A 17,105-nucleotide genomic window follows, 5' to 3' on the forward strand; every position below is an offset into this window, starting at 1 on the left:
GCCTGTCCGGCGGATCATGGCCGGACAGGCCCTAGGCGGAGGCGAGTTCTCGCCAGGTGGGCGCGGTCGCCGGGGTGGTGAGCGCCTGGTCGTAGCGGTGCAGGATCAGGCGGGCGAGGGCGGGGTGGTCGCCGAGCGGGGGCGCGGCGATCCAGGGGGCGTGGGCGGCGGCGCCGCTCGCGAAGCGGCCGGGGGCGGTGAAGCAGGAGGCGACGGCGACCCGGTGGCGGCCGCTGGCGGCGAGCGCGCGCACGGCGTCGGGGACGGTGGGGGCGGCGGCGGAGGCGTACGCGGGGAGGACGGGCGTGCCGCCGAGCCTTTCGGAGAGCGCGGCGGCGATCCGCCGCACGGCGGCGAGCCCCTCGGGGTCGCGCGATCCGGCCGCCGCGAGGACGATCCCGGTGGCGCGCGAGGCGCTGTCGGCGGAGGTCCAGCCCGCCTCCGCGAGCCGGTCGACGAGCGCCTCGACGAGCAGCGGATGCGCCCCGAGCGGCGCGGCGATCCGCACCCGCCCGCCGGGCTGCGCGGCGACAGCGGCGGGCAGATCGTGCTTGACGTGATACCCGGGCCCGAAGAGCAGGGGGACGAGGACGGCCCGGGGGGCACCCGCGGGGGCGTCCCCCGTCCGCGCCGGGCCGTCCGCCGACACGGGTCCCGCGCCGGCCGTCGGGGGTGCCGCGAGGTCCGCGAGGACCTCCGGGAGGAGTGGGGGGTTCAGTTCGATGTGGGTGAGGCGGACGTCGAGGCCCGGGCGGAGTTCGCGGACGCGGTCGGCCAGCTCGGCGAGGGTGGTCGCGGCGCGTGGGTCGCGGCTGCCGTGGCCGACGGCGACGAGGGTGGGGCGGGGGGTGGGGCGTGCGGCGCCGTACGGGCGGACGTGGCTCAGGCGTTCGCCGAGCCGCGTCGTGATCGTGCCGAGCAGCTCGGCCGTGGTGTCGAACGTACTGTCCCGCTCCGTCATGCCCCGATCCTGCGCGCCCCGCGTTGCCACCCCGTTGCGTGGGCGTCACGAGTGTTTTCCGTGCGCTCACCGCCGCCCGGCGGGGGCTGTCAGAAAGCCAGCCAGATCTGGAGCGGGCCGAGTTCCTCGAACCCCACCGCCAGGGCGGGCGCGAGGTCGTCGCCCGACTCGTAGCCGACGACCGGGCTGCCGGCGTCGACGAGGGTCAGGCAGCCGGCCCAGGCCTCGGCCGGGTCGGTTCCCTCGGCGGCGAAGAGGTTGGAGACGCCGGTCACCCGCCAGTTGTCGGTGAGCACCGCTCCCCCGGTGATCCGGCCGTCGGCGCCGTACCCCGCGACGACCTTCGTCGCCGGGTCGGCGAGGAGTTCGGGGCGGAAGAGCGCCGCCTCGTCCGCGTCCCCGCCGCTCCACGCCAGGGCCCAGGCGGCGAGCTCCGCCGGCTCTCGCACGGCGCGCCACGACGTGTCCGCGGGGACGGGGACCTCCGTGGGGGGAAGCCAGCCGGGCCGGGTGATCCAGCGCGCCTCGAAGAGCGGCCGGAAGCCCTCGGTGGACAGGTCCAGGCAGGCGAAGGAGTCCTTGACCGAGGCGCCGGGGGTGTCCCGGTCGATGCCGTCGAGGACGTCCCGTACCGACGCGTCGGCCGTCAGCGTCACCGCGTCCGGGTAGTAGAGCGGGGTCCGGCGGGGGTTGGTCCAGGCGTGCCGCCGGAAGGCTCCGGGGCTGCCGTGCGCGCGGCACATCGCGTCGCACCACTCGGCGTTGTTGACGGCCGCTTCATCGATCATGCGCAGATCGTACGGATGACACCCTTCCGCCCTCATTCTTTTATCTAGCGGAATATATTTTCCGTCATGCGAATGTTTGCGCCCGCTCCTCCCGGGCTCCCCCGGCGCGTCGCCGCCGAACTCGTGGGCACCGCCGCCCTCGTGACCGTCATCGTCGGTTCCGGCCTCCAGGCCGAGGCCCTGAGCGAGGACGTGGGCGTGGCCCTGCTGGCCAACTCCCTCGCCTCCGCCCTGGGCCTCGGCGTCCTGATCGTGCTCCTCGGCCCCCTCTCCGGCGGCCACCTCAACCCGGCCGTCACCCTCTCCGAGTGGTGGGCGCGGAGGGGCGAGGAGGACGCGCCCGGGGCCCGCGAGGCCGCCGCGTACTGCGCCGCCCAGTTCGTCGGCGCGGTCTCCGGGGCCCTGCTCGCCGAGGCGATGTTCGGGCGGACGCCGGCCACCTGGTCCGTGTCCACCCAGGTCCGTTCGGAGCCCCACCTCCTGGTCGGCGAGGCCGTCGCCACCGCCGGGCTCGTCCTGCTCGTCGTGGGGCTGCGCCGGATCGGCCGGCTCGCGCTCGCGCCGGTCGCGGTGGCCGCGTACATCGCGGCGGCGATCTGGTTCACCTCCTCGGGCTCCTTCGCCAACCCCGCCGCGAGCGTCGGCCGCGCGCTCACCGACTCGTTCACCGGGATAGCCCCCGGCTCGCTCCCCGGCTTCGTCGGGGCGCAGCTCCTCGGCACCCTGCTCGGTGTCGCCGTCGCCACCGTTCTGTACGGGCGCGGCGAACCGAACGGCCCGCGTACGCGTCGAACAGGGTGACGGAGGCGGACAAGATCCACGGAGGTTCATCCATGCGCGGCCTGCGACGCGTACGCGTACTCGCCCGGCTGAAGCGGGGTGCGCTCGGGCTGACGCGGCTCACCCCGGTGCCCCGCACCACCCGGTCCCGGCGCCGTGCCGTGCAGGCCGTCATGCTGGGCGCCGTCCTCGCCCTCGCGCCCGCCACCTGGACGCACGCCGTCGCCGACAGCCGGCTGCGCACCACGGCCGACGTGCCCGCGCAGGAGGTCGCCGTCGTCTTCGGCGCCGGCCTCTGGAAGGGGCGGCCCACCCCGTACCTCGCGCACCGGCTCGACACGGCCGCCGAGCTGTACCGCGCGGGCAAGGTCAAGGTCGTCCTGGTGACCGGTGACAACAGCCGGGTCGAGTACGACGAGCCGGACGCGATGCGGACGTACCTCACCGAACGCGGGGTACCGGACGGCCGGATCGTCAGCGACTACGCGGGCTTCGACACCTGGGACTCCTGCGTCCGCGCCAAGAAGATCTTCGGGGTCGACCGGGCCGTGCTCGTCACCCAGGACTTCCACATCAAGCGGGCCGTCGCGCTCTGCCGGGCGGCCGGCATCGAGTCGTACGGGGTGAAGGTGGTCGAACCCCACGACTCCGTCTTCTACTACGGCGGCGTCCGGGAGCTCGTCGCGGCGGGCAAGGCGGCCCTGGACGCCACCGTCCGGCCCGACCCGCACTTCCTCGGCGAGGAGGAGAAGGGCGTGACGGAGGCGCTGGCCTCGGCCCGCTGACGAAGGCGCTGGCGTCCGCCCGCCGACCTCACGCCGAGCCCCGCTGGCCTCACGCCGGGGCCCGCCGACCTCACGCCGGGGCCCGCCGACCTCACGCCGGGGCCCCCGCCCTGCGGAGCAGAACGGGCGGTGCCCGTAATGCGGCGCGACCCCGCCCGTAACACGGCCGTCGCAGAGTTTTCGCATGTCCGAGGCTGTCACCACCCCCGTCGCCACCCTCGCCGCGACCCCTACGCACTGCCCCTACTGCGCCCTGCAGTGCGGCATGTCCCTGCGCCCGGCGGAGGGGACCGTGGAGGTGGTGGAGCGCCCCGACTTCCCCGTCAACCGGGGCGCGCTGTGCGGCAAGGGCCGTACCGCTCCGGCCGTACTCTCCTCCCGGGTCAGGCTGACCGGGCCCCTGGTCCGATGCCCTGACACAGGCGCCCTGAAGTCCGCCTCCTGGGAGGAGGCACTCGCCGCCGTCGCCGAGGGGCTTCGCCGGACCCGCGCCGACCACGGACCCGATGCCGTGGGGGTCTTCGGCGGCGGCGGCCTCACCAACGAGAAGGCGTACGCGCTCGGCAAGTTCGCCCGGGTCGTGCTCGGCACCTCGCAGATCGACTACAACGGCCGCTTCTGCATGTCGTCCGCGGCCGCCGCGCACCAGCGGGCGTTCGGGCTCGACCGGGGGCTGCCCTTCCCGCTGGAGGACGTCCCGCGCACCGGCTGCGTGATCCTCGTCGGCTCCAACCTGGCGGAGACCATGCCGCCCGCGCTGCGCTACCTCACCGAGCTGAAGGCGAACGGCGGGAAGCTGATCGTCGTCGACCCGCGCCGCACCCGCACCGCCGAGCAGGCCGACCTCCACCTCGCGCCCCGCCCCGGCACCGACCTCGCGCTCGCGCTCGGCCTGCTCCATCTCGTGGTCGCCGAGGGCCGCGTGGACGAGGAGTTCGTCCGGGAGCGTACGGAGGGGTGGGAGGCGGCCCGCGCCGGGGCGATGGCGCACTGGCCCGAGCTGGTCGAGCGGATCACCGGCGTACCGGTGCCGCTGCTGCGGGACGCGATGCGGATGTTCTGCGACGCGGAGAGCGGGATGGTGCTCACCGCGCGCGGCCCGGAGCAGCAGTCGAAGGGCACGGACACCGTCGGCGCGTGGATCAACCTGTGCCTCGCGACCGGGCGGGCCGGGCGGCCGCTGAGCGGGTACGGGTGCCTCACCGGCCAGGGCAACGGCCAGGGCGGTCGGGAGCACGGCCAGAAGGCGGACCAGCTGCCCGGCTACCGGAAGCTGGACGACCCGGCGGCGCGGGCGCACGTGGCGGGCGTGTGGGGGGTGGACCCGGATTCGCTGCCGGGGCCCGGGCGCAGTGCGTACGAACTCCTGGACGCGCTGGGCGGCGACGTGAAGTCGCTGCTCCTCATGGGCTCCAACCCCGTGGTCTCGGCGCCGCGCGCCGCGCACATCGAGGGGCGGCTGCGCTCGCTGGACTTCCTGGCGGTCGCGGACGTGGTCCTGTCGGAGACGGCGGCCCTCGCCGACGTGGTCCTTCCGGTCACCCAGTGGGCGGAGGAGACGGGGACCACGACCAACCTGGAGGGGCGGGTGCTGCTGCGGCAGCGGGCGATCACCCCGCCCGAGGGGGTCCGGACGGACCTGGAGGTGCTGCACGGGCTCGCGGCCCTCCTCGGCCGGGAGAAGGGCTTCCCGACGGACCCGGAGGAGGTCTTCGACGAGCTCCGCCGCGCGTCGGCGGACGGCCCGGCCGACTACTCCGGCATCAGCTACCGCCGCCTCCGCGCGGAGAACGGCGTCTTCTGGCCCTGCCCGGAGGGCGCGGAGCAACACCCCGGAACCCCCCGGCTCTTCCTGGACCGGTTCGCGACGCCGAGCGGGCGGGCGCGGTTCGTGGCGGTCACGCACCGGCCCGCCGCCGAGGAGACCGACACCGAGTACCCGGTCGTGCTCACCACCGGGCGGGTCGTCGCGCAGTACCAGTCCGGGGCGCAGACGCGCCGCGTGGACGAGCTGAACGCGGCGGCGCCCGGGGCGTTCGTGGAGCTGCATCCGCGGCTCGCCGAGCGGATCGGGGTCGCCGAGGGCGAGCGGGTCGCCGTCGTGTCGCGCCGCGGCCGGGCGGTCGCGCCCGCGCGGATCACCACGACCATCCGGCCCGACACGGTCTTCATGCCGTTCCACTGGCCCGGCGAGGGCCGCGCCAACACCCTCACCAACCCGGCGCTCGACCCCGTCTCCCGGATGCCCGAGTTCAAGACGTGCGCGGTCCGGGTCGAGCCCGCCAGTCCCCGCCCCTGATGAGCGGCCCGTACGGGGTGCCGGGCGCCGCGAAGTACACCCAGGCTCGCACGGTCGCCCCGTCCGCGACCCGGACCACCTCGCGCTCGGCCCGCTCGTAGCCGGCCGGGAGCTCCACCCGGTCGAGCACGGCGAGGAGTTCGGCGTAGGTGTCCGGCGCGGCGGTGACCAGGTCGCCCGCGACGAGGCCGTCGCCCGGGACGACGTAGGGGTAGCCGGGGCCGTCGTACAGCAGCGCCCCCGGCAGACGTGCCGGTTCCTCCCGGGCCGTGCGGCCGAGGAGGAAGCGGTCGTGGTTGTACTCGCCGGGCCGCAGCGTGCCGTAGACGAAGAAGGGCAGTGCGGTCATTCGGCAGCGGCGGCGGCCGGGGTCTCGGACGTCTCGGCCTCCAGCCAGGCCAGGTACGCGGCCGAGGCCCGCACCACCGGAGTGGCGAGGACCTCGGGGGTCTCGTAGTCGTGCGCGGCCAGGAGGTGGGCCTCCAGCTCCTCGTAGCGCGCCTCCGTCGTCTTGAAGAGGACCTGCCACTCCTCCTCGGTCTCGATCGCCTTCCGCCAGTGGTAGACGGAGGTGACCGGTCCGGAGACCTGGGCGCAGGCGGCGAGGCGGGCCTCGACGGCCCCGCGCGCCAGTTCCTGGGCCTTGGCCGGGCTGTCGGTGGTGGTGAGTACGGTGAGTGCGAGGGTCACGCGGCCCACCGTACTCACCCCCGCCGCGCCCCGCGCTCACGCCGCCGCACCCGTGGCACCCGCCACCCCGCCGGCCGCTCACGCCGCCGCCGCGAACTGTGCCGCGTGCAGCCGGGCGTAGGCCCCGCCCAACGCCAACAGCTCGTCGTGCGTGCCCTGTTCGACGATCGAGCCGTTCTCCATCACCAGGATCACGTCCGCGTCCCGGATGGTGGAGAGCCGGTGGGCGATCACGAAGGACGTACGGCCCTCGCGGAGGGAGGACATGGCCCGCTGGATGAGGACCTCGGTGCGGGTGTCGACGGAGCTGGTCGCCTCGTCCAGGACCAGGATCACCGGCTCGGACAGGAACGCCCGGGCGATCGTGATCAGCTGCTTCTCGCCCGCGCTGAGCCCGGCGCCGTCCTCGTCGAGGACCGTGTCGTAACCGTCGGGGAGGGTCCGGATGAACCGGTCGGCGTGGGTCGCCATCGCGGCCTCGACGATCCGTTCGCGCGAGACCTGCCCGGGAACGCCGTACGCGATGTTGTCGGCGATCGTCCCGCCGAAGAGCCAGGTGTCCTGGAGGACCATGCCGATCCCGGAGCGGAGTTCCTCGCGGGACATCGCCGCGATGTCGGTTCCGTCGAGGGTGATCCGGCCGCCGGTGATCTCGTAGAACCGCATCAGCAGGTTCACGAGCGTCGTCTTGCCCGCGCCCGTCGGGCCGACGATCGCGACCGTCTGACCGGGCTCCACCGTCAGGGACAGGTCCTCGACGAGCGGCTTGTCCTGCTCGTAGCGGAAGGCCACCTTCTCGAAGGAGACCCGGCCCTCGGTCTTGCGCGGAGACCCCGAGCCGGCCGGCGCCGGGGACTCCTCCTCCGCGTCGAGGAGGTCGAAGACCCGCTCGGCGGAGGCGACCCCGGACTGGAGCAGGTTGGCCATGGCCGCGATCTGGTTGATCGGGCCGTTGAACTCGTACGAGTACTGGATGAACGCCTGCACGTCGCCGACGCTCAGCGTGCCGGTCGCCACCCGCAGCCCGCCGACGACCGCGATCAGGACGTAGTTGAGGTTCCCGACGAAGGTGAGGGCCGGCTGGATGAAGCCGGAGATGAACTGGGCCCGGAAGCTCGCCCCGTACAGCTCCTCGCCCAGCTCGTCGAAGCGTGCCACGGCCGCGTCCCGGCGCCCGAAGACGACGACCTCCGCGTGGCCGGTGATCATCTCCTCGACGTGGCTGTTGAGCCGGCCGGTGACCGCCCACTGCTTCACGAACTGCGGCTGGGCGCGCTTGCCGATCCGGGCCGCGACGAGCAGCGAGACGGGGACGGTCGCCAGGGCGACGAGGGCGAGCAGCGGCGAGATCCAGAACATCATCACCAGCACGCCGACGAGCGTGAGGAGCGCGCGGACCATCTGGCTGAAGGCCTGCTGGAGGGTCTGGACGATGTTGTCGATGTCGTTGGTGGTGCGGCTGAGGAGTTCGCCGCGCGGCTGCCCGTCGACGTAACCGAGCGGCAGCCGGGCCAGCTTGGCCTGCGCCTCGGCGCGCATCCGGTGCCCGGCGCGCTGGACGACGGTCGTGGCGAGGCGCTGCTGGAGCCAGTTGAGCGCGGCGGAGGCGGCGACGGCGGCGAAGGCGAGGGCGAGCGTCTCGCCGACGGCCCGGAAGTCGACGCCGGCCGGGCTCGCGGCGCCGGAGATGACGAGGTCGGTGGCGCGGCCGAGGAGCAGCGGGCTGAGGACGGCGAGGGCGACGCTCGCGGCCGCGGCGGCGAGGACGCCGAGCAGCCGGGCGCGTTCGGGGGCCATGGTGCGCAGCAGCCGGAGGCCGGAGGCGCGGAACTGGAGGGAGCGTTCGAGGGACGGGGTGCTGATCCCGGGGCCGCGCTGCTGCACTGCGGGGCCTCGGCGCTGGGGGGCACTCCCCCGCTTGTCGCTGCTCATGCCGCTTCCTCCTCGGTGAGCTGGGAGAGGACGATCTCCCGGTAGGTGGGGTTGGTCCGCATGAGTTCCTCGTGGGTGCCGCTGCCGACGGCGCGGCCCTGGTCGAGGACGACGATCCGGTCGGCGTCGCGGATGGTGGAGACGCGCTGGGCGACGATGACGACGGTCGCGTCGGCGGTCTCCTCCTTCAGAGCCGCTCGGAGTACGGCGTCGGTGCGGTAGTCGAGCGCGGAGAAGGAGTCGTCGAAGAGGTACACCCGGGGGCGGGCGACGAGGACGCGGGCGATGGCGAGCCGCTGGCGCTGGCCGCCGGAGAAGTTGGTGCCGCCCTGCGCGACCGGCGCGTCGAGCCCTTCGGGCAGGGCGCGGACGAAGTCGGCGGCCTGGGCGACCTCCAGGGCGTGCCACAGCTCGTCCTCGCTCGCCTCGGGCCGTCCGTACCGCAGGTTGCTCGCGACCGTCCCGGAGAAGAGGTACGGCTTCTGCGGGACGAGTCCGACGGTACGGGCGCGCAGCGCGGGGTCCATGGCGCGGACGTCGACGCCGCCGACCGTGACCTGGCCGCCGGTGGCGTCGAAGAGCCGGGCGACGAGGCCGAGGAGGGTGGTCTTGCCGCTGCCGGTGGAGCCGATGACGGCGGTGGTGCGGCCGGGGCGGGCGGTGAGGCTGACGGCGCGCAGGACGGGTTCCTCGGCGCCGGGGTAGCTGAAGTCGGCGTCCCGGACGGCGAGGAGGCCGGGGCCGTGCAGGGTGTGGACGGGGGCGGCGGGGGCGGAGACGGAGGGCTCGGTGTCGAGGATCTCCTGGATGCGTTCGGCGCTGACCTCGGCCCGCGGCATGTGCATCAGCAGGAAGAGCACCATCATCACCGACATCATGATCTGGAGGAGATAGCCGAGGAAGGCGATGAGCGAACCGGCCTGCAGGGCCCCGGACTCGATCCGGTGGGCCCCCGCCCAGATGATGGCGACGGTCGACAGCTCCCAGACGATCAGCACGATCGGGAACATCAGCGCCTGGAGCCGGCCGACCCGGGTGCCGACCGAGCGCAGCTCGTCGTTGGCCTCGCCGAAGCGGTCCTGTTCGTGGCGGTCGCGGACGAAGGCGCGGACGACCCGGATGCCGGTGATCTGCTCGCGCATCACCCGGTTGACCCGGTCGACCCGCTCCTGCATGCCGCGGAAGAGCGGCCGCATGCGCAGGACGACGCTGCCGACGCCGCCGGCCATCAGCGGGACGAAGAGGAGGAGGAGCAGGGCGAGCGGGACGTCCTGGTCGAGGGCCATGACGATGCCGCCGACGGACAGCAGGGGCGCGGCCACCAGCATCGTCAGGACGAGCACGGCGAACGTCTGGACCTGCTGGATGTCGTTGGTGGTGCGGGTGATGAGGGAGGCGGTGCCGAAGCGGCTGATCTCCTGGGCGGAGAAGTCCTGGATCCGTCGGAAGGCGGCGGCGCGGACGTCGCGGGCCACGCCCATGGCGACCTTCGCGCCGAAGTAGACGGCGGCGGCCGCGGCGGCGGCCTGGAGCAGGGTGACGGCGGCCATCTGGGCGCCGCCGGTGAGGACATGGGCGGTGTCGCCGCGCAGCACACCGTTGTCGATGACGTCGGCGTTGAGGGTGGGCAGGGTGAGGGAGGCGAGGGACTGGACGAGTTGGAGGAGGACGACGAGCGCTAACGTCCGCCGGTAGGGGCGGAGCCGGCCGATGACGAGGCGCAGCAGCATGAGGTGACTCCCTTTCAGGCGCCGTAGGGGCGGACGGTCTTGGCGTCCCTGAGGGCGTGCGCCCACCAGGCGAGCTGGTCGAGCAGCGACTTGGCGGCGGCGTCGGGGCCGGTGGAGTCCCGGTGCCGGCCGTCCTCGTCGAAGTCCCCGTGCGCGTTGTGGAAGGAGACCGTGTCGCGGACGGTCACGGCGTGCATCTCGGCGAAGACCTGCCGCAGTTGCTCCACCGCCCGCAGGCCGCCGGACATGCCGCCGTACGAGACGAAGCCGACGGGCTTGGCCTGCCACTCGACGAAGTGCCAGTCGATGAGGGCCTTGAGGGAGGCGGGGAAGGAGTGGTTGTACTCGGGGGTGAGGACGACGAAGGCGTCGGCGGCTTCGAGGACCGGGGAGACCTTGGCCAGCTGGGCGCGGACGGCGGTGTCGGGGTGGTGGGAGAGGGCGGTGGGCAGCGCGACCTCGGCGAGGTCGACGAAGTCGACGGCGAAGTCGGTGTGCTCGGCGAGCCGCCCGCGGAACCACTCGGCGAGCACGGGCGCGAACCGCCCTTCGCGGTTGCTGGCGACGATGACGGCGAGCTTGAGCGGCGTGGAATCCGTACGTGTGTTGTCCATGCCGATCATCCTGATACCTCAAGCTTGGTTGAGGTCAAGCGGTGATTTTCCCGGCTTTTCTCGGGGCCCGGCCGCGGGCGGCGAGGGCGTCGGGGCGGCCCCGGCGAGAACGGACAACATGCCCTGCACCAGCGGTCGTTCGGCTCCCCTCCGGTAACATCGGGAGTCAGGGAAACGGTGCGGACGGGGGTCCGGGGCATGGTCGTGAAGTACGTCGTCTCACCGCACGGCCGCCGTGGCACCTACCCCACGATCACCTCCGCCCTGCGCGCCTTCTCCACGCTGCAGGGCGTGTCCCGCCGTCCGCGTTCGGCGGTCGTCGAGATCGTGCCCGGGCGGTACGAGGAGAGCCTCGTCGCCCGCGGCGACGTGCGGATCGTCGCGGCCGAGGGGCCGGGGTCCGTCGTGGTGAACCTGCTGCGCGGGACGGTCCTGGAGACGTACGGCTCGGTCCAGGTCGAGGGCCTCGTGCTCACCAACCGGGACGTGGATTACGACGCCGTCGCCTGCGTGCAGGGCACCCTCACGCTCGACCACGTCGAGGTGCGCACCCCGGGCGGGGCCGGCGCGCACGCGCGGCCGAACACCCATGTCACCCTGCGGGACAGCACCTTCCTGCACGGCCGGACGCTCTTCACCGCCGCCACCGGAACGGTCGAGCGGTGCCGGTTCACGGACGCCGCCGACAACGCGATCGCGGCGATCGAGGGCGCCCAGCTCTCCGTCCGGGGCAGCCGCATCGAGGGCAGCCGGATCCACGGCATCCGGGTCTGCGACGCGCGCGCCGAGGTCGTCGGCTGCGAGCTGACCGGCACCGGGAACGCGGCCCTGATGGCCGACACCCGGGCGGAGCTCACGGTGGCCGACTGCGCGATCACCGCCGTGCACGCGGAGGGGATCATGTTCATCGAGCAGTCCCGCGGCTCCGTGGACCGTACGCGCGTCACCGACGCGGCCCACGGGGTGTGCGCGGCGAGCGGCGCCGACCCGGTGGTGCGCGACTGCGTGCTCACCGCGTGCCGCGACACCGGCATCAACGTGCAGACCGACGCCCGGGGCAGGTTCGAGAACTGCCGGGTCGTCGACGCCCGCAACATCGGGGTGTTCTCGACCAAGGGCGGCGCGCCCGAGGTCACCGGCTGCCACGTCTCGGGCGGCAACGTCGGCATCGCGGTCGCCGAAGGCTCCCGGGGACGCTTCGCCCGCGTCCAGGTCGAGGACCTGACGAACTCCGCACTGCGGGTCTGGGACGGCTCGAAGGGCGCGTTCGAGCACGTCCGGGTGGACCGCTGCACGCTGGGCCTGGACACCAAGGGGGACGGCGGAACGACGGCCGACCTCACCGACGTGGTGTTCCGCGACGTCGAGACCGCGGTGACCGCGCTCGGCCAGTCCAGGGTCACGCTCAGGGACGTGACGGCGGAGCGCGCGGCGGTGGGCTTCTGCGGCGCCGAGGAGGCGCAGGTGCGCGCGCACGACTGCACGGTCACCACGGTGAGCGTCGGAGGGGTCGTCGCATCCGGCAAGGCGAAGGTCTTCGCGAACAACCTCACCGTGCGCGGGTCCGAGGGAACCGGCCTGTCGGCGGCCGAGTCCGGCTACCTGAGCGTCGCGGACAGCGCGTTCACCGACTGCGCGACCGCGGGTGCCGTCTTCGCCGACGAGAGCTCCGGCCGCCTGGTGGACTGCTCCGTGAACGGGACCGAGGGGGTCGCCGTCCTGGACAACGGCCGCGTCGAGATCATCTCCCTGCGCACGTCGCTGAAGGTCCTCCAGAAGACCGTCCGCACGGTCGAGGAGAAGACGACGACGGTCATCAACGTCGACGGCCTGTACGTCGCCGGCTCCGTCCACAACAGCCAGATCGCGTTCAACAACGACCAGGTCACCCAGCGCCAGTCGAACGAGGACGGTAGGACCACATGAACGAGCTCGAGAACCAAGAGAACGACGAGCGCTCCGAGGGGCCCGTGTTCCACGGCTCCGTCTCGCACAACCAGTTCGCCTGGGGAAACAAGACGGTCACCCAGAACCAGCAGAACAACGGCACGAGCGTCGCCCCCGGCTACGAGGCGCTCGCCGAGCGCGTCGCCGAGCTGCTCCGCGCCCTCCCCGCACAGGGCCTCCCGGACCAGGACCGCGAGGACACGGAGACCGCGGCCGACGAGGTCCTCGCCACGATCGCCGGACCCGACCAGCCCGAGCCGGGCCGGCTGCGCCGCTCCCTCGCCACGCTCAGGGGCGCCCTGGCCCCGGTCGCGACCGGCGTCGCGGCGGGCACGACGATGGGGGCGCAGGAGTGGGCCCTGGCGGCGATCCAGGGCCTGGTCGTCTGACGGGCGGGGGCGAGGAGCGCCTGACGGGCGGGGCCGAAGGTCGCCCGACCGCCGCAAGGGCCGGGCGTCGTCACCCGTTCGACACGGACCGTCAGCTGACTCTCCGTAACCCGCTCTGACCTGCGCAAACACCCTCCACGCAAGGCGACACACCGCACCGTACGGCGTAATTCTGACCCTCCATCAGCAGGCGCGGTGCGCGCGACGGCTCTTATCTCGGTCCTAGGAGGCAGGTCCCGGGAAGTCCCTCCCGGCAGGACCGGGCCTCCCCGGCATGACCGCTCGCGCGCCCCGGAGGACCCCATGCGCACCACTGCCCGCCTGCTCACCGGTACCGCGCTGGCGGCCGCCGCGATCGGCGCACTCGGCTCCCCCGCCGCGTACGCCGGGGACTCCGAGTCCCTGGAGGTCTACCCCTCCTCCGCGAGCCCCGGCACCACCATCACCGTCAACACCCTCGCCTGCGGCAAGAACGGCCGCGGCGTCGGCGACGCGCAGTCCCTCGGCGCGGGGGACTTCCACCTGAACCCGAGCACGCACAAGGAGGTCGTGGTCGGCCAGTTCACGGTGCCGGAGCACGCCAAGGCCGGTACGTACTGGATCAGTGTGGCCTGCGACAACGGAAAGACCGCTCGGGGCGAACTCGTCGTCAAGCACAAGGACCGCCCGAGCGGTCATGTCCGTACCGGTGTCGGCGGCAGCGTCGGCCCCGACACCACCCAGATCGCGGCGGGCGCGGCGGTGCTGGCCGCGGCTGCCGTCGGCGGTACGTGGCTCCTGCGCCGCCGGGCGAGCGGCGCGCAGGACGGCTAGACGTACCGCAGCGTCCTGCCCCCGCCGCGCGCCCGCAGACGGCCCGGCGGGGGCAGGGCCACACCCTCGGGGCTCACGCCCTCGGGGCTCACGCCTCAGGATCAGGACTCTCGGAGGAACGCACCGTGAGCAGCAGGAGCAAGGGGTGGGGCATAGCCGCCGCCGCGTGCGTCGGCATCTGGCTCGTCCAGAACGGCTCGGAGCAGGTCACCCCGCCCGTACCGTCCGCCGCGCAGGCGTTCGCCGCCGGTCCGAACGCGCACACCACGGCCGCCGCCGACCCGCTGCCGCCGTCCGCGCCGGTACGGCTCCGCATCCCCGAGGTCGACGTCGACACGCCCATGATGCGGCTCGGTCTGGACCGGCAAGGCGCCCTCGAGGTACCGCCGGCGGACGACCGCAACCTGGCCGGCTGGTACGAGGGCGGCGCCTCGCCCGGCGCCGAGGGCACCGCGATCGTCGCGGGCCATGTCGACAACGCGCGGGGCCCGGCCGTCTTCTACGCCCTCGGCGCGCTGAAGAAGGGCAACCGCATCGAGGTGGACCGGCAGGACGGCCGGACGGCCGTGTTCACGATCGACGCCGTCGAGGTGTACGAGAACAAGGACTTCCCGGACGACAAGGTCTACGGGGAGACCGGGGGCCGGGCCGAGATCCGGGTCATCACCTGCGGCGGAGGCTTCTCCAAGAAGTCCGGCTACCAGGGGAACGTGGTCGCCTTCGGCCACCTCATCGGAGTCCGTTAGCCCCTACGACCACTGGTCGAAGGCGAGCTTCGCGACGAGCGAGAAGACGACGACGAGCAGCACGCCCCGGACGAACTCGGCGCCCTTGCTCAGCGCCATCCGCGCCCCGAGCATCCCGCCCGCCAGGTTGAAGACCGCCATGACCGCCGCCAGCTGCCAGAGCACGCTGCCCTGGTACGCGAACATCGCGAGCGCCCCCGCGTTGGTGCAGACGTTGACGATCTTGGCCGTGGCGGAGGCGGTCACCAGGTCGAGGTGGAGCACGGCGGTGAGCGCGAGGACCAGGAACGTGCCGGTCCCCGGCCCGAACAGGCCGTCGTAGAAGCCGATCCCGCCACCGACGAGCACGATCGCGGTGACGATCCGGGCCCGCCCGACGGGCGGCTTCTCCCCCTCCGCCTGGATGCCGAACTTCGGGCGCAGCATCACGAACGCGGCGACACCGACCAACACCACCATGATCACCGGGCGCAGCACGTCGCTGCTGATCCCGGCCGCGAAGAACGCGCCGCCCATGGACCCGGCGAGGGCCGCGAGCCCGATCCGTACCGCCGTCTTCACCTGCACGGGCGCCGTCGCCCTGCGTACGTACGTGATGGCGGCACCCGTCGTGCCGACGATCGCGACGGCCTTGTTGGTGCCGAGGATCTGCGGGGCCGCGACCTGGGGAAGCCCGAGCAGCAGCGCGGGCAGGAGCAGCAGCCCGCCTCCCCCGACCACGGCGTCGATCCAGCCCGCCACGAGAGCGGCGGCACAGAGCAGGACGAGAGTGGTCAGGGATATGTCAGGCATGCTCGCGAGCCTAGGGAGGAGATGGGTGTGCCGTCCATCAATCCCTGGAGAGTTGAGCTACGTCTGAGGTTGTGCCGACCGGGGCCCGGTCGGGCGCGGGCGGCGCGGCCGGGTCGACGGCGACCGTGAGGAAGGTAGCGGCGAGCGCCCCGACCGCCAGGAGCCCGGCGGCGAGCTGTCTGCGGTCGCGGTCGGTGGGGTGGACGGTACGGGCGCGGTGCTTACTCATGGCTGAAGTCCTCGGAGTGGATGCGACGGGCCGGCACCCCGGCCCTGACGAGCGAGTCGGTGGCGGCCCTGGACATGGCGGGCGGGCCGCAGAGGTAGACGTCGTGGCCGGCGAGGCCGGGCACCAGGTTGCGCAGGGCCTGCGGGGCGAGCGGGTCGAAGGAGGCGTCGGACGGGCCGAGGAGGTAGTGGAGGGCGGCCTGCCGTGCGTGCGCGATGCGCTCCAGCTCCTCGCGCAGGACGAGCCCGTCCGCGTCGGAGGCCCGGTACAGCAGCGTCACGTCGCCGGGGCCGCCGGGCAGCGTCTCGAAGAGCGCCCGCAGCGGGGTGATCCCCACGCCCCCGGCGAGCAGCAGGACCTTGCGGCGGGTGCGCCGGTGCGCGGTGAGCGCGCCGAAGGGTCCGGTGGCCAGGACCCGTGTGCCGGGGCGCAGGCGGCGGATGCGGCGGGTGTGGTCGCCGAGCGCCTTCACGGTGATCCGCAGGGTGTCGTCGCGTACAGGAGCGGAGAGCGAGAACGACAGCGCGGTCCGCCAGAGCCTGCGGGTCAGGAACCGCCAGCGGAAGAACTGCCCGGGTTCGGCGCACAGCAGCTCCAGACCGGTGCCCCTGATGGTCACGGAGACGACGCCCGGGGCCTCGTCACGGACCTCGGTCACCCGCAGGGAGTGGCGCAGGGCCTGCCGGACGGGGACGACGATCCGGTACCAGACGAGGAGGACGGCGACGGTCGCGTGCGCCATCGACCAGGCCCAGAGCGCGAGGACGCTGCCGGTGAGGTCGGGCCCGGCGAGCTGGTGGACGAACCCGAGGGCGGCGGCGAGGTGGCTGAGCAGGTGGAGCGCCCGCCACGTCTCGTGCCGCAGCCGCCGCCGGGCGGCCCGCGCGGACGTGACCCCGACGGCGACGAAGAGCGCGGTCCCGGCGGTCGCGGCGGCGAGGGCCGGGTAGGAGAGCAGGCATCCGGCGGCGGTGACGAGGTCGGTACGGGTGTGCACGGCGTACCCGCAGAGCGCGAGCACGGCGTGCGCGCCGATGAGCCCGAGCACGTACCGCCCGCCGACCGCGTGCCACCGGGCGAGCCGGTCGGCCCCGACCCCGTGCTCGACGGCGGGCACGCGCGCCATCAGGAACAGCATGACGAGCACGCCGTACCCGGCGAGGAGCCCGGTGAGGTGGGCCCCGGCGGCGAAGAAGGAGTCGAGCCGCGCGGAGGGCTGCACCTGCACACCCCAGAGCAGCGCGACGGCTCCGGCACCACCGACGATGGCGTTGCGCAGCCGATCGGGGGCGAGCCGCGGGGTTGTGGGCAGTCGTTCCGCAGGGCGGAGCGACTGGGCACGTCCACCACCGGGCCGCACCCGGGTACGCTCCTGCACCCCGCGCTGCGCGAGATACGCGGCAAGCGCCGGATGCCTGGGTTCCTGAACCTCGGTCGTCACGAGACCCGACACTAGGGTCACGGGGGTATACGAAACCCCAGCTCAGCCCCTCCCCCGCGATCCTTAAGGCCCCCTTGAGGACCGGCTCACCACCGGTTAACCCTCACACCCGAGAACCCCCGTCGCGGAGATCAGCGTTCCGCAGGAGAAACAATCGGGATCCCCCCGG

At 73.5% G+C, this 17,105-nt stretch carries 17 protein-coding genes; 7 read left to right on the plus strand and 10 right to left on the minus strand.

The genetic code is table 11. The features are described 5' to 3' along the window. Positions 1 to 31: 31 nt before the first annotated feature. Positions 32 to 961 (minus strand): sirohydrochlorin chelatase, encoded by a 930-nt coding sequence (locus AB0F56_RS09735; RefSeq protein WP_362006260.1) that lies wholly within the window; start codon positions 959 to 961, stop codon positions 32 to 34. Between the two features lie 89 nt (positions 962 to 1,050). Then, a complete protein-coding gene (locus tag AB0F56_RS09740) occupies positions 1,051 to 1,749 on the minus strand; it encodes a hypothetical protein (protein WP_362006263.1) in 699 nt (232 codons plus the stop codon). Between the two features lie 66 nt (positions 1,750 to 1,815). Here AB0F56_RS09740 and AB0F56_RS09745 point away from each other — a divergent pair, with 66 nt between their 5' ends. From AB0F56_RS09745 to AB0F56_RS09755, 3 genes are all read left to right on the plus strand, one after another. Further along, positions 1,816 to 2,550: an aquaporin gene (locus AB0F56_RS09745; RefSeq protein ID WP_362006265.1), complete on the plus strand. Its 735-nt coding sequence runs from the start codon at positions 1,816 to 1,818 to the stop codon at positions 2,548 to 2,550. Positions 2,551 to 2,582: 32 nt separating this feature from the next. Further along, entirely contained in the window at positions 2,583 to 3,314 is a 732-nt protein-coding gene (locus AB0F56_RS09750; protein WP_362006268.1) for an ElyC/SanA/YdcF family protein, read from the plus strand. Between the two features lie 184 nt (positions 3,315 to 3,498). Continuing rightward, positions 3,499 to 5,613 (plus strand): molybdopterin oxidoreductase family protein, encoded by a 2,115-nt coding sequence (locus tag AB0F56_RS09755; RefSeq protein ID WP_362006271.1) that lies wholly within the window; start codon positions 3,499 to 3,501, stop codon positions 5,611 to 5,613. On the opposite strand, the gene AB0F56_RS09760 is transcribed toward AB0F56_RS09755, so the two are convergent. From AB0F56_RS09760 to AB0F56_RS09780, 5 genes are all read right to left on the minus strand, one after another. Then, positions 5,567 to 5,962, minus strand: coding sequence for a gamma-glutamylcyclotransferase family protein (locus AB0F56_RS09760; RefSeq protein WP_362006274.1), 396 nt, complete (start codon positions 5,960 to 5,962; stop codon positions 5,567 to 5,569). The two genes, AB0F56_RS09755 and AB0F56_RS09760, sit on opposite strands and share 47 nt — an antisense overlap. Further along, positions 5,959 to 6,303 carry a divalent-cation tolerance protein CutA gene (gene cutA / locus AB0F56_RS09765; protein WP_362006277.1) on the minus strand — a complete coding sequence of 115 codons (345 nt, stop codon included), beginning with the start codon at positions 6,301 to 6,303 and terminating at the stop codon, positions 5,959 to 5,961. The genes AB0F56_RS09760 and cutA overlap by 4 nt, the downstream gene beginning before the upstream one ends. Positions 6,304 to 6,381: 78 nt before the next feature. Beyond that, positions 6,382 to 8,235 carry an ABC transporter ATP-binding protein gene (locus tag AB0F56_RS09770; protein ID WP_362006279.1) on the minus strand — a complete coding sequence of 618 codons (1,854 nt, stop codon included), beginning with the start codon at positions 8,233 to 8,235 and terminating at the stop codon, positions 6,382 to 6,384. Then, on the minus strand, positions 8,232 to 9,965 hold the full coding sequence (locus AB0F56_RS09775) for an ABC transporter ATP-binding protein (protein WP_362006282.1): 1,734 nt from the start codon (positions 9,963 to 9,965) through the stop codon (positions 8,232 to 8,234). Before AB0F56_RS09775 ends, AB0F56_RS09770 begins: the two co-directional genes overlap by 4 nt. 14 nt (positions 9,966 to 9,979) lie before the next feature. Then, positions 9,980 to 10,579, minus strand: coding sequence for an NAD(P)H-dependent oxidoreductase (locus AB0F56_RS09780; protein ID WP_362006284.1), 600 nt, complete (start codon positions 10,577 to 10,579; stop codon positions 9,980 to 9,982). 198 nt (positions 10,580 to 10,777) lie between these two features. Here AB0F56_RS09780 and AB0F56_RS09785 point away from each other — a divergent pair, with 198 nt between their 5' ends. The 4 genes from AB0F56_RS09785 to AB0F56_RS09800 all read left to right on the plus strand — a co-directional run bounded on the left by AB0F56_RS09785 (position 10,778) and on the right by AB0F56_RS09800 (position 14,474). Next, positions 10,778 to 12,505, plus strand: coding sequence for a right-handed parallel beta-helix repeat-containing protein (locus AB0F56_RS09785; protein WP_362006287.1), 1,728 nt, complete (start codon positions 10,778 to 10,780; stop codon positions 12,503 to 12,505). Then, complete coding sequence (locus AB0F56_RS09790; RefSeq protein ID WP_362006289.1) at positions 12,502 to 12,915, plus strand: hypothetical protein; 414 nt, start codon at positions 12,502 to 12,504, stop codon at positions 12,913 to 12,915. The genes AB0F56_RS09785 and AB0F56_RS09790 overlap by 4 nt, the downstream gene beginning before the upstream one ends. A 303-nt stretch (positions 12,916 to 13,218) precedes the next feature. Next, positions 13,219 to 13,728 (plus strand): hypothetical protein, encoded by a 510-nt coding sequence (locus AB0F56_RS09795; protein ID WP_362006292.1) that lies wholly within the window; start codon positions 13,219 to 13,221, stop codon positions 13,726 to 13,728. A 125-nt stretch (positions 13,729 to 13,853) separates the two neighbouring features. Next, positions 13,854 to 14,474, plus strand: coding sequence for a class F sortase (locus tag AB0F56_RS09800; RefSeq protein ID WP_362006295.1), 621 nt, complete (start codon positions 13,854 to 13,856; stop codon positions 14,472 to 14,474). Positions 14,475 to 14,477: 3 nt separating this feature from the next. Here the strand turns inward: AB0F56_RS09800 and AB0F56_RS09805 are convergent, their stop codons facing one another. Genes AB0F56_RS09805 through AB0F56_RS09815 form a run of 3 tightly spaced genes read right to left on the minus strand, consistent with a single transcriptional unit; the run spans position 14,478 to position 16,936 of the window. Beyond that, positions 14,478 to 15,266 (minus strand): TSUP family transporter, encoded by a 789-nt coding sequence (locus tag AB0F56_RS09805; RefSeq protein ID WP_362006298.1) that lies wholly within the window; start codon positions 15,264 to 15,266, stop codon positions 14,478 to 14,480. Positions 15,267 to 15,303: 37 nt separating this feature from the next. Then, complete coding sequence (locus AB0F56_RS09810; RefSeq protein WP_362006301.1) at positions 15,304 to 15,495, minus strand: hypothetical protein; 192 nt, start codon at positions 15,493 to 15,495, stop codon at positions 15,304 to 15,306. Next, entirely contained in the window at positions 15,488 to 16,936 is a 1,449-nt protein-coding gene (locus AB0F56_RS09815) for a ferredoxin reductase family protein (RefSeq protein WP_362006304.1), read from the minus strand. Before AB0F56_RS09815 ends, AB0F56_RS09810 begins: the two co-directional genes overlap by 8 nt. Positions 16,937 to 17,105: the final 169 nt, after the last annotated feature.

The sequence above is a fragment of the Streptomyces sp. NPDC026092 genome (assembly GCF_040638605.1).
GTDB lineage: Bacteria > Actinomycetota > Actinomycetes > Streptomycetales > Streptomycetaceae > Streptomyces.

Coding starts and splice junctions, on each gene's coding strand:
- AB0F56_RS09795 (WP_362006292.1), top strand. CDS start 13,219: ATGCGCACCACTGCCCGCCTGCTCACCGGTACCGCGCTGGCGGCCGCC.
- AB0F56_RS09790 (WP_362006289.1), top strand. CDS start 12,502: ATGAACGAGCTCGAGAACCAAGAGAACGACGAGCGCTCCGAGGGGCCC.
- AB0F56_RS09810 (WP_362006301.1), bottom strand. CDS start 15,495: ATGAGTAAGCACCGCGCCCGTACCGTCCACCCCACCGACCGCGACCGC.
- AB0F56_RS09775 (WP_362006282.1), bottom strand. CDS start 9,965: ATGCTGCTGCGCCTCGTCATCGGCCGGCTCCGCCCCTACCGGCGGACG.
- AB0F56_RS09805 (WP_362006298.1), bottom strand. CDS start 15,266: ATGCCTGACATATCCCTGACCACTCTCGTCCTGCTCTGTGCCGCCGCT.
- AB0F56_RS09760 (WP_362006274.1), bottom strand. CDS start 5,962: ATGACCGCACTGCCCTTCTTCGTCTACGGCACGCTGCGGCCCGGCGAG.
- AB0F56_RS09750 (WP_362006268.1), top strand. CDS start 2,583: ATGCGCGGCCTGCGACGCGTACGCGTACTCGCCCGGCTGAAGCGGGGT.
- AB0F56_RS09770 (WP_362006279.1), bottom strand. CDS start 8,235: ATGAGCAGCGACAAGCGGGGGAGTGCCCCCCAGCGCCGAGGCCCCGCA.
- AB0F56_RS09755 (WP_362006271.1), top strand. CDS start 3,499: ATGTCCGAGGCTGTCACCACCCCCGTCGCCACCCTCGCCGCGACCCCT.
- AB0F56_RS09740 (WP_362006263.1), bottom strand. CDS start 1,749: ATGATCGATGAAGCGGCCGTCAACAACGCCGAGTGGTGCGACGCGATG.
- AB0F56_RS09780 (WP_362006284.1), bottom strand. CDS start 10,579: ATGGACAACACACGTACGGATTCCACGCCGCTCAAGCTCGCCGTCATC.
- AB0F56_RS09785 (WP_362006287.1), top strand. CDS start 10,778: ATGGTCGTGAAGTACGTCGTCTCACCGCACGGCCGCCGTGGCACCTAC.
- AB0F56_RS09745 (WP_362006265.1), top strand. CDS start 1,816: ATGCGAATGTTTGCGCCCGCTCCTCCCGGGCTCCCCCGGCGCGTCGCC.
- AB0F56_RS09735 (WP_362006260.1), bottom strand. CDS start 961: ATGACGGAGCGGGACAGTACGTTCGACACCACGGCCGAGCTGCTCGGC.